20 protein-coding genes, 1 tRNA gene and 1 pseudogene are annotated in these 25,517 nt (G+C 70.2%); 13 read left to right on the top strand and 9 right to left on the bottom strand.

Annotation, left to right across the window (positions count from 1 at the left end):
* Positions 1 to 192: 192 nt before the first annotated feature.
* Positions 193 to 1,980 carry a coagulation factor 5/8 type domain-containing protein gene (locus tag ACIBW9_RS16275; protein WP_398955416.1) on the top strand — a complete coding sequence of 596 codons (1,788 nt, stop codon included), beginning with the start codon at positions 193 to 195 and terminating at the stop codon, positions 1,978 to 1,980.
* A gap of 448 nt (positions 1,981 to 2,428) precedes the next feature.
* Here ACIBW9_RS16275 and fusA read toward each other — a convergent pair whose 3' ends face one another.
* Positions 2,429 to 4,492, bottom strand: coding sequence for an elongation factor G (fusA, locus tag ACIBW9_RS16270; protein WP_398955414.1), 2,064 nt, complete (start codon positions 4,490 to 4,492; stop codon positions 2,429 to 2,431).
* A gap of 399 nt (positions 4,493 to 4,891) precedes the next feature.
* On the opposite strand from fusA, the gene ACIBW9_RS16265 reads away from it, so the two are divergent.
* The 3 genes from ACIBW9_RS16265 to ACIBW9_RS16255 all read left to right on the top strand — a co-directional run bounded on the left by ACIBW9_RS16265 (position 4,892) and on the right by ACIBW9_RS16255 (position 7,282).
* Positions 4,892 to 5,347 carry a tellurite resistance TerB family protein gene (locus ACIBW9_RS16265; RefSeq protein ID WP_266962873.1) on the top strand — a complete coding sequence of 152 codons (456 nt, stop codon included), beginning with the start codon at positions 4,892 to 4,894 and terminating at the stop codon, positions 5,345 to 5,347.
* A gap of 78 nt (positions 5,348 to 5,425) precedes the next feature.
* Entirely contained in the window at positions 5,426 to 6,559 is a 1,134-nt protein-coding gene (locus ACIBW9_RS16260) for an acyltransferase family protein (RefSeq protein WP_398955411.1), read from the top strand.
* 213 nt (positions 6,560 to 6,772) lie between these two features.
* Positions 6,773 to 7,282 (top strand): MarR family winged helix-turn-helix transcriptional regulator, encoded by a 510-nt coding sequence (locus ACIBW9_RS16255; RefSeq protein WP_398955409.1) that lies wholly within the window; start codon positions 6,773 to 6,775, stop codon positions 7,280 to 7,282.
* A 49-nt stretch (positions 7,283 to 7,331) separates the two neighbouring features.
* Here ACIBW9_RS16255 and ACIBW9_RS16250 read toward each other — a convergent pair whose 3' ends face one another.
* The 6 genes from ACIBW9_RS16250 to ACIBW9_RS16225 all read right to left on the bottom strand — a co-directional run bounded on the left by ACIBW9_RS16250 (position 7,332) and on the right by ACIBW9_RS16225 (position 13,168).
* Positions 7,332 to 9,083, bottom strand: a complete 1,752-nt coding sequence (locus ACIBW9_RS16250) for a PP2C family protein-serine/threonine phosphatase (protein WP_398955407.1) — start codon at positions 9,081 to 9,083, stop codon at positions 7,332 to 7,334.
* Positions 9,070 to 10,128, bottom strand: a complete 1,059-nt coding sequence (locus ACIBW9_RS16245; RefSeq protein ID WP_398955405.1) for a SpoIIE family protein phosphatase — start codon at positions 10,126 to 10,128, stop codon at positions 9,070 to 9,072. Before ACIBW9_RS16245 ends, ACIBW9_RS16250 begins: the two co-directional genes overlap by 14 nt.
* The gene (locus ACIBW9_RS16240; RefSeq protein WP_398955403.1) at positions 10,128 to 10,571 is read right to left on the bottom strand and encodes an anti-sigma regulatory factor; all 444 of its coding nucleotides are present in this window, start codon (positions 10,569 to 10,571) and stop codon (positions 10,128 to 10,130) included. The genes ACIBW9_RS16245 and ACIBW9_RS16240 overlap by 1 nt, the downstream gene beginning before the upstream one ends.
* The gene (locus ACIBW9_RS16235) at positions 10,571 to 10,936 is read right to left on the bottom strand and encodes an STAS domain-containing protein (RefSeq protein WP_398956450.1); all 366 of its coding nucleotides are present in this window, start codon (positions 10,934 to 10,936) and stop codon (positions 10,571 to 10,573) included. Before ACIBW9_RS16235 ends, ACIBW9_RS16240 begins: the two co-directional genes overlap by 1 nt.
* A gap of 44 nt (positions 10,937 to 10,980) precedes the next feature.
* Positions 10,981 to 11,865, bottom strand: coding sequence for an STAS domain-containing protein (locus ACIBW9_RS16230; RefSeq protein WP_398955401.1), 885 nt, complete (start codon positions 11,863 to 11,865; stop codon positions 10,981 to 10,983).
* A gap of 142 nt (positions 11,866 to 12,007) precedes the next feature.
* Positions 12,008 to 13,168: a PP2C family protein-serine/threonine phosphatase gene (locus ACIBW9_RS16225; RefSeq protein WP_398955399.1), complete on the bottom strand. Its 1,161-nt coding sequence runs from the start codon at positions 13,166 to 13,168 to the stop codon at positions 12,008 to 12,010.
* A 146-nt stretch (positions 13,169 to 13,314) separates the two neighbouring features.
* On the opposite strand from ACIBW9_RS16225, the gene ACIBW9_RS16220 reads away from it, so the two are divergent.
* The 3 genes and pseudogenes from ACIBW9_RS16220 to ACIBW9_RS16210 all read left to right on the top strand — a co-directional run bounded on the left by ACIBW9_RS16220 (position 13,315) and on the right by ACIBW9_RS16210 (position 15,569).
* Positions 13,315 to 13,800: a MarR family winged helix-turn-helix transcriptional regulator gene (locus ACIBW9_RS16220; protein ID WP_398955397.1), complete on the top strand. Its 486-nt coding sequence runs from the start codon at positions 13,315 to 13,317 to the stop codon at positions 13,798 to 13,800.
* Positions 13,801 to 14,300: 500 nt separating this feature from the next.
* A pseudogene (locus ACIBW9_RS16215) lies at positions 14,301 to 14,591 on the top strand (FMN-binding glutamate synthase family protein); the annotation flags it as partial.
* Positions 14,592 to 14,669: 78 nt separating this feature from the next.
* On the top strand, positions 14,670 to 15,569 hold the full coding sequence (locus tag ACIBW9_RS16210; RefSeq protein ID WP_398955395.1) for a YihY/virulence factor BrkB family protein: 900 nt from the start codon (positions 14,670 to 14,672) through the stop codon (positions 15,567 to 15,569).
* Between the two features lie 136 nt (positions 15,570 to 15,705).
* Here the strand turns inward: ACIBW9_RS16210 and ACIBW9_RS16205 are convergent.
* Positions 15,706 to 15,793: transfer RNA gene (locus ACIBW9_RS16205), tRNA-Leu, on the bottom strand.
* 195 nt (positions 15,794 to 15,988) lie between these two features.
* Positions 15,989 to 16,306 (bottom strand): ANTAR domain-containing response regulator, encoded by a 318-nt coding sequence (locus ACIBW9_RS16200; protein ID WP_398955393.1) that lies wholly within the window; start codon positions 16,304 to 16,306, stop codon positions 15,989 to 15,991.
* A 438-nt stretch (positions 16,307 to 16,744) separates the two neighbouring features.
* Between ACIBW9_RS16200 and ACIBW9_RS16195 the strand changes: the two genes are divergently transcribed.
* From ACIBW9_RS16195 to ACIBW9_RS16170, 6 genes are read left to right on the top strand one after another with little or no spacing between them, the layout of a single operon-like run.
* A complete protein-coding gene (locus tag ACIBW9_RS16195) occupies positions 16,745 to 19,153 on the top strand; it encodes a glycosyltransferase (RefSeq protein ID WP_398955391.1) in 2,409 nt (802 codons plus the stop codon).
* The gene (locus ACIBW9_RS16190) at positions 19,150 to 20,673 is read left to right on the top strand and encodes an ArnT family glycosyltransferase (RefSeq protein WP_398955389.1); all 1,524 of its coding nucleotides are present in this window, start codon (positions 19,150 to 19,152) and stop codon (positions 20,671 to 20,673) included. The genes ACIBW9_RS16195 and ACIBW9_RS16190 overlap by 4 nt, the downstream gene beginning before the upstream one ends.
* The gene (locus ACIBW9_RS16185) at positions 20,670 to 21,926 is read left to right on the top strand and encodes an alkaline phosphatase family protein (protein WP_398955387.1); all 1,257 of its coding nucleotides are present in this window, start codon (positions 20,670 to 20,672) and stop codon (positions 21,924 to 21,926) included. Before ACIBW9_RS16190 ends, ACIBW9_RS16185 begins: the two co-directional genes overlap by 4 nt.
* On the top strand, positions 21,923 to 22,912 hold the full coding sequence (locus ACIBW9_RS16180) for a hypothetical protein (protein WP_398955385.1): 990 nt from the start codon (positions 21,923 to 21,925) through the stop codon (positions 22,910 to 22,912). Before ACIBW9_RS16185 ends, ACIBW9_RS16180 begins: the two co-directional genes overlap by 4 nt.
* Positions 22,909 to 24,003, top strand: coding sequence for an endo-1,3-alpha-glucanase family glycosylhydrolase (locus ACIBW9_RS16175; protein WP_398955383.1), 1,095 nt, complete (start codon positions 22,909 to 22,911; stop codon positions 24,001 to 24,003). Before ACIBW9_RS16180 ends, ACIBW9_RS16175 begins: the two co-directional genes overlap by 4 nt.
* Positions 24,000 to 25,490, top strand: coding sequence for a fibronectin type III domain-containing protein (locus ACIBW9_RS16170; protein ID WP_398955381.1), 1,491 nt, complete (start codon positions 24,000 to 24,002; stop codon positions 25,488 to 25,490). The genes ACIBW9_RS16175 and ACIBW9_RS16170 overlap by 4 nt, the downstream gene beginning before the upstream one ends.
* The last annotated feature ends 27 nt before the right edge of the window (positions 25,491 to 25,517 follow it).

Genomic DNA, 25,517 nt, shown 5'->3' with positions numbered 1-25,517 from the left:
GGGATTGCACTCATGGCTTAATTTAGGACGTGAGTTAAACCGCGGAGGATGGCCGCGTCAAGGGGTGCGGCAACCCTTGTGGAACTCCCGTCGCACCTCTTGACGCACCCGTTCGGGTAGTTGAAGCATTCACCGGCGAGAGAGCGCTCCCAAACCCCACCTCGTTCACTTCCTGAACAGGAGAGCCGCCCCATGCCCCTGCCTGACTCCGGCCTGCCCGCCGTGGGCCGCAGAACCGTCCTCGGCGCGGCCGCCGCATCCGCCCCGGCGGTGCTCGGTCTGTCCGCCCGCGCGTCCGCCGCCCCGTCGCCGCCGGGGAAGCCGAAGCTCCTCCCCGGCGGCGGCGACCTCGGCCAGAACGTCCTGGTCTTCGACCCGTCCGCCCCGGGCATCCAGGCCAAGCTGGACGAGGTGTTCGCACAGCAGGAGTCGGCCCAGTTCGGCACCGGCCGCTATGCGCTGCTGTTCAAGCCGGGCACCTACAACGGCCTCAACGCCCAACTCGGCTTCTACACCTCGATCATGGGGTTGGGCCTCTCCCCCGACGACACCACGATCAACGGGGACGTCACGGTCGACGCGGGCTGGTTCAACGGCAACGCGACGCAGAACTTCTGGCGTTCGGCGGAGAACCTGGCCCTCGTTCCGGCGAACGGCACCAACCGGTGGGCGGTCGCGCAGGCGGCCCCCTTCCGCCGTATGCACGTGCGCGGCGGCCTCAACCTCTCACCCACGGGCTACGGCTGGGCGAGCGGCGGCTACATCGCGGACAGCCGTGTCGACGGCCAGGTCGGACCGTACTCGCAACAGCAGTGGTACACCCGGGACAGCGCGATCGGCAGCTGGCTCAACGGCGTCTGGAACATGGTGTTCTCCGGCGTCGAGGGCGCCCCCGCGCAGAGCTTCCCGAACCCGCCGTACACCACGCTGGACACCACCCCGGTCTCCCGTGAGAAGCCCTTCCTGTACGTCGACGGCGCCGCCGGCCTCCGGGTGTTCCTGCCGGAGAAGCGGACGAACGCCCGTGGTGTGACCTGGGGCAACGGCACCCCGCGAGGCACCTCGCTCCCGCTGACGCAGTTCTACGTCGCCAAGCCGGGCGTCTTGGCGGCCACCCTCAACCAGGCGCTGAGGCAGGGGCTTCACCTGCTCCTCACACCGGGCATCTACCACCTCGACCAGCCGATCCAGGTGGACCGCGCCAACACGGTCGTGCTGGGTCTGGGCTACGCAACTCTCGTACCCACCAACGGAGTCACCGCCCTGCGGGTGGCCGACGTGGACGGCGTGCGCCTGGCGGGCTTCCTGATCGACGCGGGACCGGTCAACTCCCCCACGCTGCTGGAGATCGGGCCCCGCGGCGCCTGGCGGGACCACTCCGCCAACCCGACCACCGTGCAGGACGTGTTCGTCCGCATCGGCGGCGCGGGCGCCGGTAGGGCCACCACCAGCATGGTCATCAACAGCCGGCACACCATCGTCGACCACACCTGGATCTGGCGCGCCGACCACGGCGACGGGGTCGGCTGGGACACCAACCGCGCCGACTACGGGATCGTCGTGAACGGCGACGACGTGCTGTGCACGGGCCTGTTCGTCGAGCACTTCAACAAGTACGACGTGCAGTGGTACGGCCAGCGGGGCCGCACGATCTTCTTCCAGAACGAGAAGGCCTACGACGCCCCGAACCAGGCCGCGATCCAGAACGGCTCGGTGAAGGGCTACGCGGCCTACAAGGTCGGCGACCGCGTCACCACGCACGAGGGCTGGGGCCTGGGCAGCTACTGCTACTACAACGTCGACCCGACGATCGTGCAGCACAACGGCTTCACCGCCCCGAACCGGCCCGGAGTGCGCTTCCACGACCTGCTGGTGGTCTCCCTGGGCGGAAAGGGCCAGTACGAACACGTCATCAACGAAACGGGCACCCCTACGTCGGGAACCTCGACGGTGCCGTCCACGGTGGTGTCCTATCCGTGAACGAGGACCGGCTCCGCCCACCCACGGGGGCCGCCGCGCTCGCCGCGGCATCGACGCATGGCCCACGGGACCCGGCACGACAACGACCGTAGGGACTCACCGCTGACACGATCGGTGCCCTGACGTTGGCGTCGGCATCCGCCGGGGCACGCCGGGCGTCGACCATCCACGGGCGGCACCCCATCCCGGAGCCGGGGCGCCCCCCACCCGCGCACGCCAGAGCCCGTCGGACAGGCCGTAAGTCTGTCCCTGCCCGAGCCTGCGGGCAGTCGTGCCGCCTGGAGCGGCACGGGTGGGCACAGGCGGCACCCGTAACGCCGAGCACGCGGCCCACGCAGCCCCGCGAACGGCGCCCGATGTCAGGGCGTCGACCGCACCGGCCACGGCTGTGCCGTATCCCGGAGCCGGGGCGGCTCCCGCCAACGTACGGCAGGGGCCGCCTTCTCGGTTACCGGGCCGGTGCCGGTGCGTAGCCCGTGGGGCGGGTCGTGAAGGTGCCGCGGCCCTGGGTTCGGCTGCGCAAGCGGGTTGCGTAGCCGAAGAGTTCGGCCAGGGGCACGGTGGCCGTGACGACCGCCGCGCCGCCGCGTGCGGTCGAGCCCGAGACGCGGCCGCGGCGGGCGGCCAGGTCGCCGAGTACGCCGCCGACGGCGTCCTCGGGGACGGTGACCGTGACCTCGACGACCGGTTCGAGGAGAACCAGCGTGCAGGCCCGCAGGGCCTCCCGCAGACCGAGCCTGCCCGCCGTGCGGAAGGCGGTCTCCGAGGAGTCCTTCACATGGGTCGCCCCGTCGGTGAGGGTCACCCGCAGACCGGTCACCGGGTGACCGCCGAGCGGTCCCTCGGCGAGGGCGTCCCGGCAGCCGGCCTCGACCGCACGGACGTACTCCTGCGGCACCCGCCCGCCGACCACGGCCGAGCGGAACTCGAACCCGGCTTCCAGGGGCTCGACGCCGAGGACCACGTGCGCGAACTGGCCCGCTCCGCCGTCCTGTTTGACGTGCCGGAAGACCAACCCGGACACCCCGTGCCCGACCGTCTCGCGGTAACTCACCCTCGGACGGCCGACGTTGACCTCCACCCCGTGGGCGCGCCGGAGTTTCTCCGCCGCGACCTCCAGGTGCAGCTCGCCCATCCCGGACAGCACCGTCTGGCCGGTCTCGGGGACCGTCCGCACGACCAGCGAGGGGTCCTCCTCGGCCAGCCGTGCCAGCGCCGCTGCCAGCTTGTCGGCGTCGGCGGAACTGCGGGCCTCGACGGCCACGGAGACCACCGGCTCGGCGACACCCGGCGGTTCGAGCACGATCGGCGCGCCGGGGGCGCACAGGGTCGAGCCGGCGCGGGCCGACTTCAGCCCGACCACGGCGACGATGTCCCCGGCGACCGCACGGTCCACCTGCGCATGCCGGTCGGCCTGCACCCGCAGGATCCGCCCGATCCGCTCGGTGCGGCGCGCGCCCGCGTCCCACACGGCGTCTCCCTTCTCGATCGTTCCCGAATACACGCGTACGTACGTCAGCCGCCCCGTCGGGGTGGCATTCACCTTGAACGCCAGCGCCGCGAACGGCGCCGCCGGATCCGCCACCCGCTCCTGCTCCGTACCGTCGAACGTGCCTTGTACGGCGGGCACGTCGAGCGGCGAGGGCAGATACGAGACCACGGCGTCGAGCAGCGGTTCGATGCCGCGGTTGCGGTACGCCGAGCCGCACAGGACGACGACGCCCTCGCCGCTGCGGGTCAGGTCGCGCAGGGCGGCGGCGAGGGTCTCCGGCGCGAGGGCCCCGTCCAGACAGAACTCCTCCAGCGCACCGGCGTGCAACTCGGCCACCGCCTCCTCCAGCAGCCGCCGACGCCGCGCCGCCTCGGCCAGCAGTTCCTCCGGCACCGGACCTTCTACGGCCGTGTCGGCGCCGTCGGCCCAGACCAGCGCCCGCATGCGGACGAGGTCCACGACACCGCGGAACCCGTCCTCCGCACCGATCGGCAACTGCACGCCCAGCGGTGCCGGATGCAGCCGCTCGCGGATCGACGCGACGGCCGCGTCGAGGTCGGCGCCCGCACGGTCCAGCTTGTTGACGAACGCGATCCTCGGCACACCGTGCCGGTCGGCCTGCCGCCACACGGACTCGCTCTGCGGCTCGACCCCGGCGACGGCGTCGAACACCGCGATCGCCCCGTCGAGCACCCGCAGCGAGCGCTCCACCTCGTCGGCGAAGTCCACATGCCCGGGGGTGTCCATGAGGTTGACCCGATGGCCGTCCCAGGCGCAGCTGACCGCCGCGGCGAAGATGGTGATCCCGCGGTCGCGCTCCTGCGGATCGAAGTCGGTGACGGTGGTCCCGTCGTGGACCTCACCGCGCCGGTGCGTGGTTCCGCTGGCGTACAGGATCCGCTCGGTGACGGTGGTCTTGCCCGCGTCGACGTGGGCGAGGATGCCGAGGTTGCGGACGACGGCGAGGGAGTCGAGGTTGGTGCGCACGGCCCGTTGGCCTTTCTGGTGATCGCTGATCATCGGCGATGATCGGAACAGGGCAGCGCAATTCCCGGGCGAACGGTCCCGACCACGGGCGCCGGTGAATACGGCAGGCCGCGTCAGACGTTCGTCACGGGCATCCGGTACCGGCCGCGCAGCGGGCACCGGACGGACGAGGACACGAGGATCACCTCGAACTGCGAGCAGGGGACGACGACATCGGTGCGGTAGCGCACGGCCGTCCTCCTCACTCGTTCCGCGCGTCACGGCGACGCACGGTGCCTGGCGAGTGTAGGGAACGCGAAGCGGGCGGGGCACCGGATTTTTCCGGTGACACTCAGCAGGTGAACTCTCCTGGAACGGATGGAACTTATCCTCCGCACCACGAGTTTCCACGGTGCTGTAGATCTCTTACGACACCGAACACATGGAGTTCTCATGGCCCTGTGGGACCGCATCAAGGAATCCGCGTCGACGATGCAGACCCAGCTCGTGGCGAAGAAGAACGACCTGAAGAGCGGAGCGTTCCGCGACGCCAGCATGGCGATGTGCGCCCTGGTCGCCGCCGCCGACGGCACCATCGACCCGGCCGAGCGGCAGCGCGTGGCCCAGTTGATCGCCACCAACGAGGTCCTGCAGAACTTCCCCGCCGACGATCTGCGCCGCCGCTTCGAGGAGAACCTGAACAAGCTGACCACGGACTTCGCCTTCGGCAAGGTCAGCGTGCTGCAGGAGATCGCCAAGGCGAAGAAGAAGCCCGCCGAGGCCCGCGCCGTCATCCAGATCGGCATCGTCATCGGGGGCGCCGACGGCGACTTCGACAAGACGGAGCAGGCCGTGGTGCGGGAGGCCTGCTTCACGCTCGACCTGCCGCCGCACGAGTTCGACCTCTGAGCCGGTGTCTGTCTGAGCTGTGACGCCCGCCTCTCCCGGTGGGGGTTTACCTCGCGCAGAACCGGTGAGGCGCGTGGGATGTCCCACCCCCAGACCACAGCCGTAACTCAGGCAAGACACGCATCAGAAGGCGCAGGTTCCCCACGCGGTGTGCAGCAAGGGCGGCTGAAGCAGCGTGATGCCTACTTCGACAACGCGAAGTATCTGGCGATCGTGCTGGTGGCGATGGGCCACGCGTGGGAGCCGCTGCGGGACGGCAGCCGGACCGTCACCGCGCTGTATGACTTCGTCTACGCCTTTCACATGCCGGCCTTCATCGTGATCTCCGGCTACTTCTCCCGCGGTTTCGACGCAAGCCCGGCGAAGATCAGACGACTCGTGACCGGAGTCGCCGTTCCGTATGTCGTCTTCGAGACGGCATACACCCTTTTCACCCGCTGGACCGACGGCGTCCCGGACCGGCCGATCACCCTCCTGGACCCCCTGTATCTGACGTGGTTCCTGGTGGCCCTATTCATCTGGCGGCTGACGACTCCGATCTGGCAGAGGGTGCGCCGGCCGCTGCCGTTGGCACTCGTCGTCGCGATGCTGGCGACCGTCTCGCCGTCCATCGGCAACGACCTCGATCTCCAGCGGGTGCTGCAGTTCCTGCCGTACTTCGTGGTCGGTCTGTGCCTGCGCCCGGAGCACTTCCGGCTGGTACGCCGCTGGAAGGTGCGCGTCCTGGCCGTGCCGGTGTTCCTCTGTGCGCTCGCCGCGGCGTACTGGGCGGTGCCGCGGATGACCGGCGCCTGGTTCTTCCACCGCGACAGCGCCCAGGAGCTCGGCGCGCCCGCCTGGTACGGGCCGGTGATGACACTGGCCACGTTCGGCTGCTCGATGGTCCTGGTCGGCTGCTTCCTCGCCTGGGTGCCGGGTCGCCGCCTGTGGTTCACCGCACTGGGCGCGGGCACGCTGTACGGCTACCTGCTGCACGGCTTCATCGCCCAGGGGTCGAAGTTCTGGGGCTGGTACTCCCCTGCCTGGATCCACGGTCCGCTCGGCGAGATCACCGTCACGCTCGCCGCTGCCGCGATCGTGACCGTGCTGTGCACACCGCCCGTCCGGCGGATCTTCCGCTTCGCGGTGGAGCCGACCATGCAGTGGGCGTTCCGACGGGACCCGGCCGGGGTCGTGCCGGCCTGGCCTGCAGAGCCGAGGAGGACGGAATGAGTCCGGCGACGAGCAGGAAGATCCCGTTCGCTGATGCCTGACAGGTCGTCAGAGGTGTCCTGGCTACCGAAATCCTGATTCAGGCCGATTCCCGACGCTGTCCGGGCGACGTCCGTCCGGCCCCGGAGCGGCTTGCCCCCCTTGCCTTCGGGTACAGCGGTTGAATGAGGTTTGTGTCTGCAGCGTCCGGAACCCAGTGAAAGCGATGTGTTCGTGACCCGTCTCGACGGCCCAGGCGACGACCGTGTGGAGAGGCCGGGCGACGACCCGGACGCCGTCGCGTCGGAGATCGCCGACGCCGTGGAGACTCTCACGAACCTGTGGTCGCTGGCTGCTCAGGAGGCGGCCGTGCGCCTGTCCCTGCACCAACTGCGGGCGCTGCGGACGCTGGAGACGTCACCTGGCCTGAACCTCACCACGCTGGCGGAGCGCCTTGACATAGGGGTTCCCACGGCCAGCCGGCTGTGCGACCGGCTGGAGGCGGCGGGGATGCTGGAACGGACTCTGCACCCGCAGAAGCGCCGCGAGGTCCGGCTGAGCCTCACCATGCAGGGACGCCGGGTGCTGGACGACGTGGCGTCGCGCCGGGCAGACGTACTGACGTTCACTTTGGCGGCCATGGAACCGGCGGAGCGGTCGGCTCTGAGCCGCGGGATGAGGGCCTTCCTCGCCGCTCGGAGCGAGATGCCGCCCGCTCCGCAGGAGCGACCTGGGGAGCGGTGACAAGACCGAGCGCGGCGGGACGCAGGACCGCTGCCGCCGGGAAGCGGCCTCAATCCATGTCTGTCGCTGCCGACCCCCCGGAACTCACGAACGGAGCGGTACGGCACAGCAGCAGGCAGACGTCGTCGTCGCGTTCGGACTCGTGAACCAGGGGCTTGAGGAGGGACTCGGAGCACGCGTCCAGGTCTTCGAGGTCGGGTTCGTGCAGTGCTGCCAGGGTCTCGGAGAGCAACTCGATCCCGGCGTCTATGCCCTGCGCACGCCGCTCGATCAGACCATCGGTGTAGAGGACCAGAGTCGAACCCGGTTCGATCTCGGTCGTGTGGTCCATGTACTCGAACGGGATCGGTACACCCAGCATGACCCCTGGCCTCTCGTCCAGCACACGCACGGCGCCGCCGGGAGCACGCAGCACGGCCGGCGGGTGGCCGGCGGCGGCCCAGGTCACCTGGAGGTCGTCGGGTCTGAAGCGCGCGATCATGGCGGTGGCGTACAGGTTGGGCTGCTGGTGGCAGAGCATGCGGTGCAGCCGTGTGAGGATCTGGGCGGGGCTGGTCTCCTCGATCGCGTACGCGCGCAGTGCCGTGCGCAGCTGGCCCATGATGACGGCGGCGCGCAGTCCGTGTCCGGTGACGTCTCCTATGACGGTCAGCAGGCTGCCGTCGGGTTGGAAGAAGGCGTCGTACCAGTCGCCGCCGATGTTGAGGCCGCGGGTGGCGGGCAGGTACCGGGCGGCCAGGTGCAGGCCGTCGGCGGCGGGGAGGTCGGTGAGCTGGGCGCGCTGCAGTTCCTCGGCGGTGTCCCGGTGCTGTTCGTAGCGCAGGGCGTTGTCCAGGCCGATGGCGACACGACGAGCCAGTTCGAACAGCATGAGGCTGGTGTCCGCGTCGAAACGGTCCCCGGGTGCCGCGAGCGTCAGGACGCCGAGGGATCGCCGCACGGTGAGGGGGATGCACAGCAGAGGACGATCCGGCGACAGAGCAGAGGGCGGGAGGTCGTCGGTGCCGGGCAGGTCACCGGGGTGCGGTCCGGCGTGCTGCGGGCGGTCGGTGCGGGCGGCGGCCACTGCGGCGGCGGAGTGGCGGCCCTTTCCGGCTGCCTGCTCCTCCTTGTCGAAGAGCCAGACGTCGACCTCGCTCGCGTACTCCGGAACGAGCAGTTCGGGCAGCCGGCGCACGATGGTTTCGTGATCGAGCGACGCGGTGACGACCGCGCTGGCGTTGGCGAGGAAGGTCAGCAGGCGTCGCGCCTTCTCGGCCTCGCCCCGCGCGGCCCGTTCCGCGTCGAGCAGTTTCTGCTGGGTCAGTGCGGCGGCGTCCAGTTCGGCGTGCAGGGCCAGCACGCCCTGGTTGGTCTGGTGCAGTTCCTCACGGTGGAGACGGAGCAGGTTCTCCGACTCGTCCAGCCGCTGCAGGACCTCCGCCGTCTCCTCGTCCGCCGCCAGCAGGGCTTCGGCCAACGCGGTGTCGTCCCGCTGATCAGGCAGAGACCGGCTCAGTGCCCTCGGGTCGGGGCAGGACAGGGCGAGCTGCCACGACGAGGCAGGTTCCGGGGACAGCGTGGCCGGCTGTACGACAGCCCGTACCTGAACGCCCCCGTCCGGGCCTGGTTCCTGGACGGTGAGGGTGAGTTCTGCGCCGCCTTGCCCGAGAGACTGCCGCAACTGTGCGGTGAGCGCGGTGAGGAACCGCGCCCGCTCGAGCTCGGACGCGCCCAGGGAGGTTGCGAGGTCCGCCACGAAGGCCCGGGCTCGGGCGGCCTCCGTGGCTGTGGTGATCTTCCGGACGTCAGGCGAGTTCATGGTGTCGGTCCACGGGGTCGGAGGCCAGGACGGCCACGCTGGTGTCGTCGCGCACCGGGCTGGCAGCGCTGCTGGCATCACGCAGGAAGGTCGCCGCGATCACCGCCGGATCATGGGTGAAGAGGTCGGCGTCGTCGGACGGCACCCATCGACTGGGCAACCCGTCACTGTGCATGACGAGCAGGTTCCCGGGCCGCCAGGGCAGGCGGCGTACGGGCACGGTCGCCGGGAACTGGGCGCCGACGATTCCCGGGTGGGAGATCAAGTGCTCCCAGGAGGCGCCGACATGCAGGCGGGCACCGATGTTGCCGACACCGGCGAACGCCAGTTCTCCGCTGTCGGTGTCGATTTGTGCCACGGCGACCGCGGCACCTCGGGTGGGCCGGAGCGCCGGGTGCATGTGGCGCAGGATCTGCTCCGGTGGCAGGTGTGCCGAGCGGTGCAGCTCGGCAACGGCGGCGCCGGACGCGTGCGCCGCCCTGGCGCCGTGGCCGAGGCCGTCGGCGAGCATCAGGGTCAGCCGGCTGCCCGACCGGGCGAAGCTCCAGGCGTCTCCCGAGTGCTCGGCCCGGTCGAGCGGTACGTTGATCCCTCCCGCCCTCGGGCCCTGTTCCCGCCGTTCCCCACGCCTTGCGGGCTCCTGGTGGAAACGGGCGACCGCGACGGTGCCGCGGGGGGTGCTGTGCAAGTCGAATTCGCTGGATATGCGCAGACAGGTACCCAGGCCGGCACCCAATGACGCCTCGCTGGTGGTGTACCCGTCACGCATGGCCGCGGTGATGTCCCGGATGCCCGGACCGTAGTCGATGGCCGTCACCTGCACCCCGGAGGTGCCGGTGACGCCGGGCTGGTCGACGAGGTCGACCAGGAAGCGACCGCCGTTGGCGTGCTTGACCAGGTTGGTGGCCAGCTCGGTGGCGACCAGGGCAGCGACCGCGGTGCGGTGAGGGCCGAGACGTACGTGGGTGCTGGCCGCCTCGACGGCCACCCGGACGTCCCGTACTCGGGTGGAGTCGTGCACCGGGATGTCCCAGACCCGCGCCATCACGCCCCCGGCCGTGCCGCGGGTACGCCCGTGGTCCAGGAGATGACGGTGACGGTCGTGCCGCGACCGGGTTCGGTGTCGATCTCGAACTCGTCGACGAGGCGTTTGGCACCGCTGAGACCGAGTCCCAGACCACCACCACTGGTGTATCCGTCGGTCATGGCCAGCTCGACGTCGCGGATGCCGGGACCTCGGTCGACGAAGGACAGCCGCAGCCCCTTGGCCACACCTGGAGCCAAGGGCACGATCTCCACGTGCCCGCCGCCTCCGTGGACCAGGGTGTTGCGGGCGAGCTCGCTGGCGGCGGTGACCAGCTTCGTCTGCTGCACCAGCCCGAATCCGAGTTCGGCCGCGCTCTGGCGTACCTGCTGACGGACCCACGCGAGGTCCACGTCCGAGCGGATCGGCAGACTGGTTCGGACGGTGGGGTCGGAGGCCGGCATCACGTCGCCCCCTCGTGTCCGTCAGGGGCGCTCGGTGTGGACGTCCGGGCGAGGAGTTCCAGTGCGCGGTCGATGTCGAGCGCGGTGGTCAGCCCGGGCAGGGTGAGACCCAGCTCGACCAGAGTGATCGCCACAGCCGGCCGCATGCCGACGACGACCGTGCGGGCCGCCAGCAAGGCGGCGCTCGCCGCGATCTCGGCAAGGATCCGTCCCAGGAAGGAGTCGACGGTCTCCACACCGGAGATGTCGATGATCACACCGTTCGCCCCGCTGCCGGCGATTCGGTGGCTGATGTCCTGCTGGAGTTGCTCGGCCGTGCCGTCGTGCAGTTCCCCCTGAAGGGTGACCAGCAGAGTCTCCCCCATCACCAGGACCGGCACCACGGTCGCGTGGCCCGGGAAGGGAGCGGTCACCGCATGCTCGCACGGGGAGACACCTCGATGCCCAGTCGGCTGAGGGCGTAGGCCAGGGCGTCGGCGAGTGAGGCGCGGGTGAGGACCGAGCCGAGATCGATGCCGAGTTGGACGATGGTCTGTGCGATGGCGGGACGGATGCCGGAGACGATGCACTCGGCGCCCATCAGTCGTGCCGCGGCCACCGTCTTCATCAGGTGCTGAGCGACGAGCGAGTCGACCGTGGGTACACCGGTGATGTCGAGGATCGCGTACCGGGCACGCTGTTCCACGATCCCCTCCAGCAGGGACTCCATCACGACCTGGCTGCGGGCGCTGTCCAACGTACCGATGAGCGGTACGGCGACGACGCCCTCCCACAGGCTGATGACCGGCGTGGCGACTTCGAGCAGTTGCTGCCGCTGCCGTGCGATCAGCTCCTCGCCCGAGCTCAGCGCCGCCTGCATCACCACCAGCCGCAGCGTCCCCATCAGGACGGTCAGCGCCAGCAGGCCCTCGGCCGCCTCTGGCGAGGAGGGGTCGGAGAACTCGGCCCTCAGCAACTCGGCGACCGGCTCCCGCAGGGCGGCCACCTCGTCCGCGATCCGAGCGGGGCTCGAACCCGCCCGGGTCCGTGTACCGGACATGCCTCCCAGCTGGTCGCGCACGCTGTCGAAGCCGGGCGAGGCGATGTCCTCCAGGCGTCCGGACGAGGCGACGTCGGACAGCGCGTCCACGACGGCCTTACACGCGTCGACCGCCTCCTCCCGCGATACGGTGAACACAGTCCGGAAGAGCGGCGCATCGGCCCAGCGCTGAGCGATCTGCTCTCGGCGGCGCTCCAGGAAAGCTCCCAGTCGGCGCGCCGTCGACCCGACCGCCTCTTGCTCCGACACCTTCATCGTCTCCTCCGTACAGGGTCATCGATCGACCGTATCCGAGACGCAATTATTGCCTCATGGCAAACGTTAGCGTCGCCGGTCCGGCGCAAACAACACGGAATCGCCACACCGATGCGAACGCCCCGGCGATTCCGGATTTCGGTCAGTTTCCGTGCCAGTCGAGGCAGACGACGAGTGCGTCGTCGTCGGCGACCGAACGACCGCGGTGACCGGTCAATTCCCGGAGAATTGCGCGCGGGACCTCGGCAGCCGGCAGCAACCGGGTGGACTGGATGGCCCGGGCGAGCGCGGCATCGCCGTACGCCTCACCCTTGGGGTCGGCGACCGCGTACACCCCGTCGCTGACGAAGACGAGCCGGTCACCGGCCTCCACCCGGAACTCCTGGACCACGTAGTCGGTCTCTTCGAACATGCCCAGCGGGAGCTGCGCCTCGAAGGTGACGCGTTCCACAGCGCCGCCACGCAGCCGCAGCAGGCGCGGTGAGCCCGCGTCCACGACCTTGGCGCGTCCCGTGGCGAGGTCGAAGTCGAACATCAGCACCGACAGATAGCAGCGGCCCCGGTAGTGGGCGTACACCGCCTGGTCGGCCAGGGCGGCCTGGTCGTCGATGGCGAGCCCGGCGCGCCGGGCGTTGCGCAGGGCGTTGATGGCCAGGTTCGTCAGCAGGGAGGCCTCTATCCCCTCACCCATGCCGTTGGTGACGTACAGCATCAGATGGTCGGCCGTGGCGGACCAGTCGAAGTTGTCGCCGAAGATCCCGTACGCCGGCTCCAGCTGCGCGGCCAGATCGTATTCCGGGCGGGAGCAGGAGCGCCCCGGAAGCAGTTGCCACTGCATCTCGGCGGCCAGCGTGAGCCGGTCCTTGCGCCGGGCCTGGAGGTAGATGTCGGTGTCCCGCTCCGCGACGACCACCTCGTGGCCGAGCACCTCCGCGATGTCGGAGAGCTCACCGAGCAGGTCCTGGACCCCGCTGTCGGGCGGCAGGGTCACGGACAGCACACCCAGCCGGTCCCCGCGCACACTGACCGGAAGGTGCACCCGCGCACGGCCGTCGCCCTCTGCTTCGACGACCGGCTCCTGGGCACCGAAAGCACGGCCCGGCACGCTGTTGTGCACGGACACCGGCTTCGCGGTCTGCGGCAGCACCGCCACCGGTTGAAGCACCGTAAGACCGTAGTCGGCCATCAGGAGGTCGACCGACTCCGCCGCGTACTGCTCGACCAGCACACGACGGACGGCGTCGAGCAACTCGTGGGGTGCCGCTGCACGCAAAGCCCGCTCAGCGATCACATATCTGTTCACGGTGGTAAACACACCAATCCTTCGGCAGCACTTACGGGCCTCGCCTCGCGACGAGGCCGCTCGATAGCCGCGTCAAGCCGTCCGAACCATCTGTTGCCCCTACGGGCGCCTAGTACGCTGGCGACCGTCCCAGTGCCTGCGAGAGTGTGACAGTGGCCGCCTTCCGCCCCCGCCAGAAACCCGTCGAGGTCGCCCGAGTGACCGCGACGGCTGGAGAATTGCTGGAAGTCCTGTGGGGCCGAGCGTCCACCGCGCCGGCGTCGGCGTCGCAGATGCGGGTGCTGCTGACCCTGGAGCACCAGGACGGCATCAACCTGCGCACGCTCTGCGACGCACTCGCCTCCACGCCCCCCGCCACCAGCCGGCTCTGCGACCGGCTGGTCGCAGCCGGCTTCGTCGAGCGCGTGATCAGCCAGGCCGACCGGCGCGAGGTCCGGTTGCACCTCAGCAACCGGGGTCGCACCTTCCTCGACGAGCTGCGCGCGCGCAGGGAACACGAACTGCAGGCGGTGCTGCAGCTCATGCCCGTCGCCAAACGAGCGGCGCTACTGGAGGGGTTGGAGGCGTTCTGCGACGCGGCGGCACTGCAGATACACGTGAACGGGGCACAGCCCGGAGACCGCACGGCCTGAACGCCGGGTGGTGCAACCGAACTCCCCGACACCGCGGGGCTTCGGTGGCCAGCACGCGGAGCGGTCTCCGCCCACCGGAACATTCCACATCCTTCCCCCTGCGGTACGACACGGCTACTTTGTTGTCCTAGGGTCATTGTTGTCAAATGGCAATGAACGTCTTGAGGGCTTGCTTTCATCACTCCGGATACCCGCGGACCGCCTCGGTCGACTGTGGGCCTTACCTCGACGTAGAACGCGTCTGATCTCGGCGCTTCCGGGTAAGCGGCCAAGAGTGCCCCTCGAGATCGGAGATGAGTGATCGTGCCCCCGCCGGGCTCATCAAGGGGCCTGCGCTCCGCCGGAGGAGTTCGAGTTCTGCGTGGTTGATGTGAGGCGTGTTCCCGGGATGCGCGGTGTGGGCCGCGTAGGAGAGTGAAGAGTGCGGGCGTTGTTCTCGGGCTTGGCCCGGTTGCTGTTCTTCGCGGTGGTGACTTGCGGCGCCAGCGTCTTCGTGGTTGACGCAGGATCCCCGCCGGGCCTGCGCCCTGGACGTCGCCGACAAGGCCGAGCGGGTGCGCCGCTTCCAGGAGGCGACCGTGCGCAGCGCGCTGCAGATCATGGCCTCCATGGGCGTCACCGACCCCACCGAGCTCCGCCCGAACATGCTGCGACGGCGCGTGAACCCGACCACCGTCGTGCCCGGTGAGCAGCTGTACGGCCTGCTCGAGCCGGGGCAGTTGCTCGCCGAACCGCCGCCGGACTGGGCGGCGGACTGGGCCGCGGCCGACCCCGACCACTTCGCCGTCTAGCCCGTCCGAGGACGGGGCTTCGCCCTCGCAAGGAGCGCGGGCCGAGGAGGACCGATTCGATGCACAGGGCGGACGATCATGGATGACACCGACGGTCGTAAGCAAGGGTGGCGGGCGGCGCTGTGCCGCACACCCGTGGCGATCTGGAACGATGACGTCACCGACTGGGCCGCCGCTCTGACCTACTACGCCGTCCTCGCCCTGTTCCCCGTCCTGTTGGTGATTCTCTCGGTTCTGGGGCTGACCATGCCCGCGACGACGCCTGACGTGATCGACCGGGTGACGGAGGTCGTCCCGCTCACCTCCCGCGGTCTGCTGCGCGATGCTCTTCTGCAGATGGCCGGACAGTCGTCCGCGGCGTGGATGCTGGTCTTCTTCGGCCTCGCGGGTGCCTTGTGGTCGGGCTGCAGCTATCTGAGTGTCTTCCGCAGGGCCCTGCACGCGATCCACCACGCCGACGCACACCGGCCGGCATGGCGCACCGCCCCGCGTATCGTCAGCACTGCGATCGTGCTGATCAGCCTCCTGCTCACCACGACTCTCGCGCTGTTGGTGAGCGGGAGCCTGGCCAGGCGCCTGGGCCGGGCCTTCGACCTGGGCACCGTGCCCCAGACCGCGTGGGACGCGCTGCGCTGGCCCGCTCTGGCCGCGGTGGCGGTCGCCCTGGTCCTGGTGCTCTACCGGTCAGGTCCCGCTCCCTCGCGACAGGTGCGGAAGATGGCGCCGGGTGGTGGGCTGGCGATCGCGCTGCTGCTGACCATCTCTTACGGCTTCACCCTCTACGCCTCGCAGGTAAGCACCTACCACCGTCTGTACGGTTCGCTGGCGGGCGTGGTGGTCTTTCTCATCTGGCTATGGCTGTCCAATCTGGCCCTCTTGATCGGCGCCCAGTTCAACGCAGAGCTGGCCAAAGCCGCCCCGCATCGGTCGGCGGCGATTACTGCCTCAGCGTCGCCGAGCCCACAATCTCCCGGCTGATCATCTACTTCTGACTCCGGGCGCGGCGCGGAGCCCTACCACTGGAGAAGGCCCCAGAAACGACGAAATACCGGTGAGTCACATGACTCGACCGGTAATTCGTGAACGCTTCGGGACGATCTCGTGAACGTCCCACTGGTGTCCGAGGGGGGACTTGAACCCCCACGCCCGATAAAGGGCACTAGCACCTCAAGCTAGCGCGTCTGCCATTCCGCCACCCGGACCAGGTGTCTGCCGCCTGGCCGGGGGGTTCCCCGCGGCGACATGGACAACAATACCAAGCTTTCGGAGTGCCCTTCACCTGCATATCCGCCCCTCAGGCAGCGGCTGCACAGGGCCCGTCGCGGGCAGCGGGACGCGTCACCGGATGTGACGGCACGACTACGGCCGTCGGCCCGGGTCGCGCCACCTCGCGCGCTTCACGTGAGTGGCTGGATCCCGTCGCTGGCCGCGAAGTCCGCCGCCACCGCCCGCACCTTGCGGCGCTGCTCACGGGAGAGGGTCACGAGCATCTCGAAGGCGGTGGCCTCGTCGCAGCCGCGGCGGGCCATGAGCATGCCCTTGGCGCGCTCGATCAGGGCGCGCCCCTCCAGGGCCTCTCTGAGCTGGCGGTTTTCGACTCTGAGCGCCTCCACGTCGTCGATCAGGGCGAGCGCCGCGCGCATGGCGTCCATGAGGGTGGCCGCATGGTCCCGGTCCTCTCGGGGCGAGGGACCCGGTGGTCCGTCGTAAGACATGCGGGTCATGCTTGTCGCGGAATCACAGGTTCAGCAGGGGGTCTGTGAAGAATGCGACGACTTTCACCTCCGCGTAATCAAGGGGTGGGTCTGACTGCGTTTGACCGTGACGGGCGGGGCCGCAGTGCACGTCTGAGACGCAATGCGATCGAACCAAGTAAACAGCAGGATAATTACCGGCGGATACAGGCCAAACGCCCGGCCAACGCGTCAACTCCGCTGCTAGCCTCTGGCATCCGCTCCTGACCGTGGAGCCCGGTGCGCGTTCGCCGTTGCACTGCGCACCTCCGGTACGTCCCGCACCTCCCCGCGCCGCGTCGAGACCGTACGCCCGCGAGGGTCACCGCTCATTCCTCCGCCCGTGTTCACGGGCGGTCGTCGGTGTCCGTCGCGCCGCTCGGCCGGCGGCACGCGTTCTGGGGGGACTCCATGGCGCACATGATCGATTCCCTTTCGGCTGCCCATGACGGGGTGCCGGCAGGTGTCCGGGAACTCGGCGGCGGAGGCGACGGCGACGCTGCCACGCCCCGGCTGACCGTCCTGATACCCACCCGCAACGAGCAGGAGAGCGTTCCGCTGCTGCTCGACCGGCTCGGGCCGGCGCTCGCCCCGCTCGGGGCCGAGATCCTCTTCGTGGACGACAGTGATGACGCGACCGTCCAGGAGATCGCCGCCCTCGCGCCGGACTGTCCTGTCCCGGTCCGCGCCCTGCACCGGCCCTCCGGCCTGCGCACCGGCGGTCTGTCGGGGGCCGTGGTGGCCGGGATCCGGGCCGCGCGCGGCGCCTGGGTGCTGGTCATGGACGCGGATCTGCAGCATCCGCCGCAGGCCGCCGCGCTGCTGGCCAGGACCGCGATGCGGGAGGGCGTCGACATCGCCGTCGGCACCCGGTACGCCGGGACCGGCCAGTCCGACGGGCTCGCGGGCGCGGGCCGGCAGGCCACCTCGTCCTCCGCGACCCGCCTGGTCAAGGCGGCCTTCCCGCGCCGACTGGCCACTGTCAGCGATCCGCTCAGCGGGCTGTTCGCGTTCCGCCGGGACGCGATCGACACCGAGCGGCTGCGGCCGGTCGGCTTCAAGATCCTGCTGGAGATCCTGGTTCGGCATCCGGCCGCCCGGGTCGCCGAGGTGGCGTACACCTTCGCGCCCCGCGAGGCGGGCCGGTCCAAGGCGTCCTTCAGGGAGGGCCTGGCCTTCGTACGGCATGTGGTGCGGCTGCGCCGCGGAGTGGCCGGCGGGCAGCGGCAGCTGATGCGGATGCTCGCGTTCGGACTGGTGGGCCTGTCCGGGGTCGCGGTCAACACGGCCGCCCTGTGGCTGTTCTTCGACGTCCTCGGGGTGCACCACCTGGTGGGGGCGGCGCTCGCGACCCAGTTCTCCACGGCCTGGAACTTCCTCCTCACCGACGCCGCCGTCTACCGGAACGGGCAGCGCAAGGGCAGCTGGCCCGGGCGGGCCGGCCGCTTCTTCGCGATGAACAACCTGCTTCTGATCGCCCGGCTCCCGCTGCTGCAGTGGCTCGTCGTCGCCGGGGTGGGTGTCCTCACGGCCAACGCCCTCACCCTCGTCCTGCTCTTCGTCCTGCGGTTCCTGATCAGCGACCGCATGATCTACAGCGGCGGCGAGAAGAAGGTCACGCGGCGCGATCCCGTGAAGATGCTCGTCGACGCCGATGCTCCGGCCGCGCCGGTGAGCAGGAAGCGGTCCGTGTACCTGCCCTACCGCTACGACGTCGCAGGGACCGTCACCATCGGCTCCCAGATACGGCTGCCCGAGCTGGAGTTCTTCCGGGCGCAGTGGATCCCGGACGCGGACGTCGACATCGCCGTGCGCGTCGGGGACGTCGGGCGGCGCAGGCCACGCGGACGGGCGGCACTGACCGAGGACCACAGCGACACGGCGGCACTGCGCTACGAGGAGCACCTGGGCCGCTTCGGCGCGAACTTCCGGGTGCGGCTGGGTCCGCCGATCACGGTGGAGGTGGGCCCGTTGCTGGCCCGTTCACCGCACGTCGTCTACACGAACGTCGTCGAGGCGCTGCTGCGTTTCGTGCTGATCTCCCGTGGCCGCATGCTGCTGCACTCCGCCTGCGTGGAGCTCGACGGGCGCGGCGTGATGCTGTCAGCGCTGACCGACACCGGCAAGACCGCGACCGTTCTCAGGCTGCTGCGCGAGCACGGCGGGCGGTTCCTGTCGGACGACATGACCGTCGTGGACGCCACCGGGCAGGCCGTGTGCTTCCCGAAGCCGCTCACCATCAGCGCGCACACGCTGCGGGCCGTGCAGGCCGAGGACCTGACGAAGAAGGAGTGGCGCCGGCTGAATCTGCAGTCGCGGCTGCACTCCAAGGGCGGTCGCTCGATCGCGCTGATGCTGTCCCGCTTCAACCTGCCGATCATGGGCATCAACGCGGTCACGCAGATCCTGGTGCCGCCGCCGAAGTACAGCGTCGACCGGCTGGTGCCCTGCCGGCTGGGGTCGAGCACCGAGGTGCGGGACCTGTTCGTCATCGAGCGCGGTGCGCCCGACCTGTACGACCTCGACGGGGACGTGGCGCTGGAGCGGATGCTGGTCAACACCGAGGACGCGTACGGCTTCCCGCCCTACCGTTATCTCGCGCCGGCGCTGCGCATCGACGGCCTCGACCATGCCGAACTGCGTGCCCGGGAGCGGGAGATCCTCGCCGGGTTCCTGTCGGGTGTCCGTACCCGGGTGCTCGCCTCGGACTGCTTCGGCTGGGCGGACGAGATACCGCGGCTGCTGGCGGGCGAGGAGCATCGTCCGGCAGCGCGTACCGCCGCCGAGGCCTGGCCACGGTGGGAACTGCAGGCCGGCTCGGCCGCATGACCGACCGGTTCGTGCTCCCCAGGGGAGCACCCCGCACCGCCCCGGCGCCGGCCCCCTCCGGCGCCGGGGTGCGGGCTGCCGCGCCCCTGACCGCCGTACTGCTGCTGGCGGCCTTCCTGCGCATGTGGCAGCTCACCGCGGCCGGGTTCAACAGCGACGAGGCGGTGTACACGGGTACGGCGGCCTCGCTCGCGGGGGACGATCGACTCGGTTCGCTCTTCCCGGTGTTCCGGGCGCATCCGGTGCTGTTCCAGTCGCTGGTGTCGCTGGCGCTGCGCGTCCACGAGAGCGACTGGGCGGCGCGCGCGGTGCCGGCGCTGCTGGGTGTGGCGACGGTGGCGGTGACGTACGGGCTGGGGCGGCGGCTGTACGGGCGGAGGGCCGCGCTGGTCGGGGCGCTGCTGCTGGCGGTGATGCCGTACCACGTGGTGGTCAGCCGCCAGGTGCTGCTGGACGCGCCGATGACGCTGTGCGCGACCGGTGCCCTGTACTGCGTGGTGCGGTACGCCGAATCGCCGTCCCCGCGCTGGCTGCTGGCCGCCGGCGGGATGCTCGGGTTCACGGTGCTGGCGAAGGAGACGTCGGTCGTCTTCCTGGGCTCGCTGTACGCGTTCTTCGCGCTGACCCCGGCCGTGCGCACCCGCTGGCGGCATCTGCTGCCCGCGCTGGGCGTGATCGGGGTGGTGGCGGTGGCCCATCCGCTGTCCCAGCTGCTGGCCGGGCATGCGCGGGCGGGCGGCAACTACCTGCTGTGGCAGATGTTCCGCCGCGCCAATCACCCCTATTCCTTCTACGGCCTTGAAGTGCCCTGGGCGCTCGGCCCGTTGGTGGTCGTGGCGGCCCTGGCGGGGCTGGTGTGGCTGCGGCGCGAGAACACCTGGCGGGAGCGGCTGCTGGTGTGCTGGGTCGTGGTGCCCGCGCTGTTCTTCACGGTGTGGCCGGTGAAGGGCTTCCAGTATCTGCTGCCCGTGGCACCGGTGTTCGCGGTGCTGGCGGGGAGGACGCTCACCTCGTTCCCGCGGGTGGTGCGGAGCCGGCGCTTCGCGGCGGCCGCGGCCATCTGGCTGGTCGTGGCCTCCGTGGCGGTGCCGTGCTGGATGCGGATCCAGCCGCAGACGAGCACCCGCTTCCTGGCCGGGACGGGCGGGCTGCCGGGAGGCCGGGAGGCGGGACTGTGGGTACGCGAGCATGCCCCGGAAGGCTCGCGGCTGCTGGCCATCGGCCCGTCCATGGCCAACGTGGTGCAGTACTACGGCTTCTGTCCGGTCTCCGCACTCTCCGTCTCGCCCGACCCGGCCCGCCGCAACCCCAGCTACCGGGCGGTCCCGAACCCGGACCGGGCGCTCAGGGACGGCGACTTCCAGTACCTGGTGTGGGACGCGTACACGGCCCGCCGTACGCGGTTCTTCACCGCCAAGTTGCAGGGGCTGGTGGGGCGTCACCACGGGACGGCGGTGTTCACGGCGCGCAACGGAGCCGGGGTGAAGGTGGTCGTGATCTACCGGGTGAGGGTGTCATGAGGGTGCTGCTGATGGCACTGGTCCTGCTGCTGACCGGCAGCGGCACGGCGGCGGCATCAACTTCCCGCCCGCACACGCCCGTTCAGCACTTCGTCTATCTCATGCAGGGTGACCGCACCTTCGACCACTACTTCGGCACCTACCCGGGAGCCGACGGCCTGACCGCGGGCACCGGTCAGCCGCGCGACCCCGCGCATCCGCGCGCGGGCACGGTGGCGCCGTACCCGCTGCACGGCTCGCCGCCCCTGTCCCCCGGCGCCGGGCCTCGCCTGGTGCGGCAGCAGTACGACGGCGGGCGAATGGACGGCTTCGTCGGCGCCTTCGAGCGGCAGGGCCGGGACGGACGCGTGGCCATGGGCCACTACGACCGCCGTGACCTGCCCTTCTACTGGAACGCAGCCGACCGCTACGAGCTCTTCGACCACTTCTTCGCATCCTCGCTCGACGGCACCCGCGCCAACCGCGCCCACTGGGTTGCGGGCACGCCGGACCTGACCGGACCCACCGTCTTCGACCGGCTCGAAGAGGCAGGCGTGAGCTGGAAGTTCTACGTCCAGAACTACGACCCGAAGCAGACCTACCGCTCCCGCGACGACCTGACCACCCAGACCGTCCGCGTCCCGCTCCTGGACATCCCGCGCTTCGTCGACAGCAGGCGGCTGAGCGCGCACATCGTCGATCTCGGCGAGTACTACCGGGACCTGGACCGCGGGACACTGCCCGCGGTGGCGTTCGTCGCGTCGTCGGGTGCGGGCGAGCGTTCGGCGCGCTCCGTGCCGGCCGGACAGCGGCTCGTGCGGGAGCTCACCTCGCAACTGATGGTCAGTCAGTACTGGACCTCTTCAGCGCTGTTGTGGTCCTACGACGGCTCCGGGGGCTGGTACGACCATGTGAAGCCGCCGGCCGGGCGAGGGCTGCGGGTGCCGGCACTGCTGGTCAGCCCGTATGTGACGCGGGGGAAGGTGCAGCACGGGCAGTTCGAGGCCGCGAGTGCGCTGCGGTTCGTGGTGGACAACTGGCGGCTGCGGCCGCTGGGCGGCCGCACCACGCAGGCGCGGAGTCTCGCCGCCGCCTTCGACTTCTCGGCGGCGCCGCGGCGGGCCGAGCTGATTCCGGCGGGGTTGCGGGAGGCGGCGCTTCCGGTGGCGCGGCCGCCCTCGCCGGTGCCCGTGTACGCGGTGTACGGCGCCGCGTCGTTGCTGGTGGCGGGGTTGCTGTGGGGGGCGGTGCGGCCGAAGTGGCGTATGTCATGAGGTGGTTGGTGCTGGTCGGGGTGGTGCTGGTGGGGCTGGCGCCGAGTTCTGCGGTGGCCGTCACGATGGTCACCGTCACCGTGCGGACGACCCCACAGCTCGCCGGCGTGCCGTTCGCCTTCGACGGACAGACGGCGGTCACCGGGCCGGACGGGGCGGTGCGCTTCACCGGTGCGCACGACTTCGCGGGGCACAGGCTGGCCGTCGATGACCATGGACTGGCCTCGGAGGGACGGCAGTTCACGTTCTCCCGGTGGGCCGGGCAGCGCGATCCCGACCAGGCGTTCCGGCGCACGGTGCAGGGGCTGCCGCTGCGCCGGGACTACACGGTGACAGCGGCGTTCACGGCCCGGTTCCGGGTGACGGTGCGCTGCGTCGACCAGGAGGGTCGCGCCGTACCCCGCGGGCGGGTGCCGTATGTGACCGTGCGCAGCGACACCGGGCACACCCAGCGGCTGCCGGTGGGGCAATCGGTCTGGCTGGACGGGCTGTTGCCCGTGTACCGCAAGAGCGTGCTCACCTCGCGGAAGGTCGGATACGCACTGCTGTCCGCAGACGCGTACGGAACGAACACGGTGGACGCCGGGCGGCAGCGGTTCCGACCGGCGTCGCATCAGGAGGTCGTCTTCACCACGCCGTTCCACGATCTGACGGTCTCGGCGCGGGACGCCGTCTTCGGGTCGTCGGCCGGGCGGGCGGCGCGGGTCACGCTGCCGGACGGGTCGGTGCGCGAGGTGACATTCGGTGCAGGCCGGCAGGCGACGCTGCGGGATCTGCCGCACGGGCAGTACGAGGTGGAGGTGACCGGCGGCCAGGGGCTGCGGGCCGTGCAGCAGGTCCGGCTGTCGCGCACGCAGAGCATGCAGCTGAGGGTGGTCAGCCGGGCCGATCTGGCGCTGGCGGCGGGCACGGTGGGTGTGCTGGCGGCCGGACTGCTGCTGGTCGGGCGGTGGATGCGGCGACGCCGGGGTGGTGAGCACGGATGAGAAGACCGGAGCTCATGGCCGTGCTGGTACTGGTTCTGGCCGGGCTTTTCCCGGCGTCCGCGAGCTCGGCCGAGGGGCGTCGGGTGCCGCTGCTGGCGTACTACTACCAGTGGTTCGAGCCGTCGTCGTGGCAGCGCGCGAAGACCGACTACCCGCGTCTGGGCCACTACTCCAGCGACGACGCCTCCGTGATCCGCACGCATGTCGACTGGGCGAAGTCCGCGGGCGTCGACGGTTTCGTGGTGAGCTGGAAGTCCTCGGCCGTCAACGACCGACGGCTGCGGCTGTTGCTGGACGTGGCGCGGGCGCGTGACTTCAAGGTGGCCGTCATCTATCAGGGGCTCGACTTCCGCCGCCGGCCGCTCGCAACGGACCGGGTCGCCGCCGACTTCCGTCTGCTGTACGGGCGTTACGCCCGCGACCCGGCCTTCTTCCGTCTCGACGGCAAGCCGCTGACGGTGCTCAGCGGCACCTGGCAGTACTCGACAGCGGACATCGCGCGCATCACCGGGCCGGTGCGGAAGGGGATGCTGGTGCTCGGCACCGAGAAGAGCCCGCAGGGCATCCGCAGGCTGGCGCATGTCACCGACGGGGACGCCTACTACTGGTCGTCGGTCAACCCGGACACGAACGACCGGCACGCGACCAAGTTGCGCGAGATGGCCGCCGTCGCACACGCGGCGCACGGCTACTGGATGGCGCCGTTCGCCCCCGGCTTCGACGCCCGCCTGGTGGGTGGCACGAAGTCGGTGCCACGGGACGGCGGCCGGACGCTGCGCACCGAGTACGCGGCCGCCATGGCCTCGGGTCCGGATCTGCTCGGGTTGATCAGCTGGAACGAGTTCAGCGAGAACTCGCACGTGGAGCCGTCGGTCCGGCACGGCACACAATCACTGGACGTGCTGCGCGAGTTGCGCGACGTTCCCGTGTCGGCCTCGCCGCCGGCGCCCTCCTCAGCCGCCCGTCGCGACCCGCTCGGCTACTGGCCGGGCGTGCTGCGGATCACCGGCTGCGCGGTACTGCTGGCGGGCGCCGTCGCGGCACTGGCACGGCTGCGCGGGACCAGAATGAGAAAAGAAGAAAGAACATGACCAGAAGACTCTCTTCCCAGCACCGCAGACTCTCCTTGAGGCACGCTCGCAGCGCCGTGTTCGCCCTCGTCCTGGGGGCGGGCACGGCGCTGTCGTTCACCCCGGCGGCGCACGCCGACCTTCCGGGCGCCGACGCGCAGTTGACACGCGCCCCCTATCTCTCCGACGCCACGACGACGTCCGTCCAGGTGAGCTGGGCGACCACCACACAGAGCCGCGGCTCGGTCCGCTACGGCCCGCTGGGCAACTGCGCGGCGAACACGGCCACTTCGTCCGCCCTGGGCAGCCCGATCACCATCGGCTCGACCCGGGAGTTCGCCAACTCGGTGACGCTTACGGGCCTGACGGCGAGCACCACCTACTGCTACCGCGTCTACACCGCCTCCGGCACCGACCTGCTGGGCATTCTGCCGGCCCCCAGCTTCACGACCCCCGACTCCGCGGGCTCCACGACGTCGTTCACCTTCGATGTCCTCGGCGACACCGGTGAGACCACGAACTCCGGCGTCGACGACGGCTCGCTGAATGTGAACCAGGCGAACGTGATGAGCCAGATCGCCGCGAGCGGCGCCCGGTTCGTCGTCCAGACCGGCGACAACACGCATCCGGGCACCTCGCAGACCCAGTACGGCGACCTCAACCAGACGGGTGTGGAGGTCAGTTCCTGGTTCGGTCCGTCGTACTGGGCACAGCCCGGCATGCGCATCCCGCTCCTGGGCACCGTCGGCAACCACAGCATGACCAGCACCTATCTGCAGGTGTGGAAGCAGTCGGCGTTGGCGGCGGCCTCCGGCGGGGTGTGGGCGCCGGTCGACTATCCGTCGTACCTGGGCTCGAATCCGGTCAGCTATCCGACGACGTACTACGCCTTCACCACCGGCGGGGTCCGCTTCTATCTGCTCGACACCGCGTGGGGGAACTCCAACACAGGTGACGCCACGGGTGGTTCGTGCGGCGAGCACTGCGCGATCTACGAGCAGGACGCGCACGCCCACTGGCAGGACGGATCCGCCGAGTACGCATGGCTGAAGGCCGACCTCACCGCCCATCCAGGCGTGCCGAAGTTCGCCTTCTTCCACTTCCCGCTGCGCTCCGACAGTGCGAGCGAGCCGAGCGACACCTTCCTCACGGGTGTCGAGCAGACCCTGCTGGACGGCGGCGTGGACCTGGTCTTCAACGGCCACTCTCACCTCTATCAGCGCAACACCGCGGGAGCGGGCCGGATCGCGTCGTATGTCACCGGTGGCGGCGGGGCCGATGTGCACTCCGTCGGGGAGAACGGCTGCTCGGCCACCGACGCCTACGGCATCGGCTGGTCCTACGGCCGCAACCGGGGTTCGGCCTGCGGAGCCGCGTCGGTGCCCACGGACGACGCGCAGGTGTACCACTTCCTGAAGGTGACCGTGAACGGCACCTCGGTGACGGTGGCGCCGACGAACTCGCTCGGTCAGACCTTCGACGTGCAGACGTACACGGTCACTCCCTGACGCTTTCGTGCGTCGGCGGGAGCTGAT

It is taken from the genome of Streptomyces sp. NPDC049541 (assembly GCF_044465725.1).
Taxonomy (GTDB): domain Bacteria; phylum Actinomycetota; class Actinomycetes; order Streptomycetales; family Streptomycetaceae; genus Streptomyces.
This window is presented reverse-complemented; position numbering and strand designations above follow the sequence as displayed.

Excerpts from the sequence above, each read along its gene's own strand:
- ACIBW9_RS16250 (WP_398955407.1), bottom strand. The coding sequence starts at position 9,083 with ATGAACTCGCCTGACGTCCGGAAGATCACCACAGCCACGGAGGCCGCC.
- ACIBW9_RS16230 (WP_398955401.1), bottom strand. The coding sequence starts at position 11,865 with ATGAAGGTGTCGGAGCAAGAGGCGGTCGGGTCGACGGCGCGCCGACTG.
- ACIBW9_RS16210 (WP_398955395.1), top strand. The coding sequence starts at position 14,670 with ATGGATGACACCGACGGTCGTAAGCAAGGGTGGCGGGCGGCGCTGTGC.
- ACIBW9_RS16190 (WP_398955389.1), top strand. The coding sequence starts at position 19,150 with ATGACCGACCGGTTCGTGCTCCCCAGGGGAGCACCCCGCACCGCCCCG.
- ACIBW9_RS16275 (WP_398955416.1), top strand. The coding sequence starts at position 193 with ATGCCCCTGCCTGACTCCGGCCTGCCCGCCGTGGGCCGCAGAACCGTC.
- ACIBW9_RS16185 (WP_398955387.1), top strand. The coding sequence starts at position 20,670 with ATGAGGGTGCTGCTGATGGCACTGGTCCTGCTGCTGACCGGCAGCGGC.
- ACIBW9_RS16265 (WP_266962873.1), top strand. The coding sequence starts at position 4,892 with ATGGCCCTGTGGGACCGCATCAAGGAATCCGCGTCGACGATGCAGACC.
- ACIBW9_RS16180 (WP_398955385.1), top strand. The coding sequence starts at position 21,923 with ATGAGGTGGTTGGTGCTGGTCGGGGTGGTGCTGGTGGGGCTGGCGCCG.
- ACIBW9_RS16260 (WP_398955411.1), top strand. The coding sequence starts at position 5,426 with ATGTCCCACCCCCAGACCACAGCCGTAACTCAGGCAAGACACGCATCA.
- ACIBW9_RS16195 (WP_398955391.1), top strand. The coding sequence starts at position 16,745 with ATGATCGATTCCCTTTCGGCTGCCCATGACGGGGTGCCGGCAGGTGTC.
- ACIBW9_RS16170 (WP_398955381.1), top strand. The coding sequence starts at position 24,000 with ATGACCAGAAGACTCTCTTCCCAGCACCGCAGACTCTCCTTGAGGCAC.
- fusA (WP_398955414.1), bottom strand. The coding sequence starts at position 4,492 with ATGATCAGCGATCACCAGAAAGGCCAACGGGCCGTGCGCACCAACCTC.
- ACIBW9_RS16200 (WP_398955393.1), bottom strand. The coding sequence starts at position 16,306 with ATGTCTTACGACGGACCACCGGGTCCCTCGCCCCGAGAGGACCGGGAC.
- ACIBW9_RS16175 (WP_398955383.1), top strand. The coding sequence starts at position 22,909 with ATGAGAAGACCGGAGCTCATGGCCGTGCTGGTACTGGTTCTGGCCGGG.
- ACIBW9_RS16235 (WP_398956450.1), bottom strand. The coding sequence starts at position 10,936 with ATGGGGGAGACTCTGCTGGTCACCCTTCAGGGGGAACTGCACGACGGC.
- ACIBW9_RS16240 (WP_398955403.1), bottom strand. The coding sequence starts at position 10,571 with ATGCCGGCCTCCGACCCCACCGTCCGAACCAGTCTGCCGATCCGCTCG.
- ACIBW9_RS16245 (WP_398955405.1), bottom strand. The coding sequence starts at position 10,128 with ATGGCGCGGGTCTGGGACATCCCGGTGCACGACTCCACCCGAGTACGG.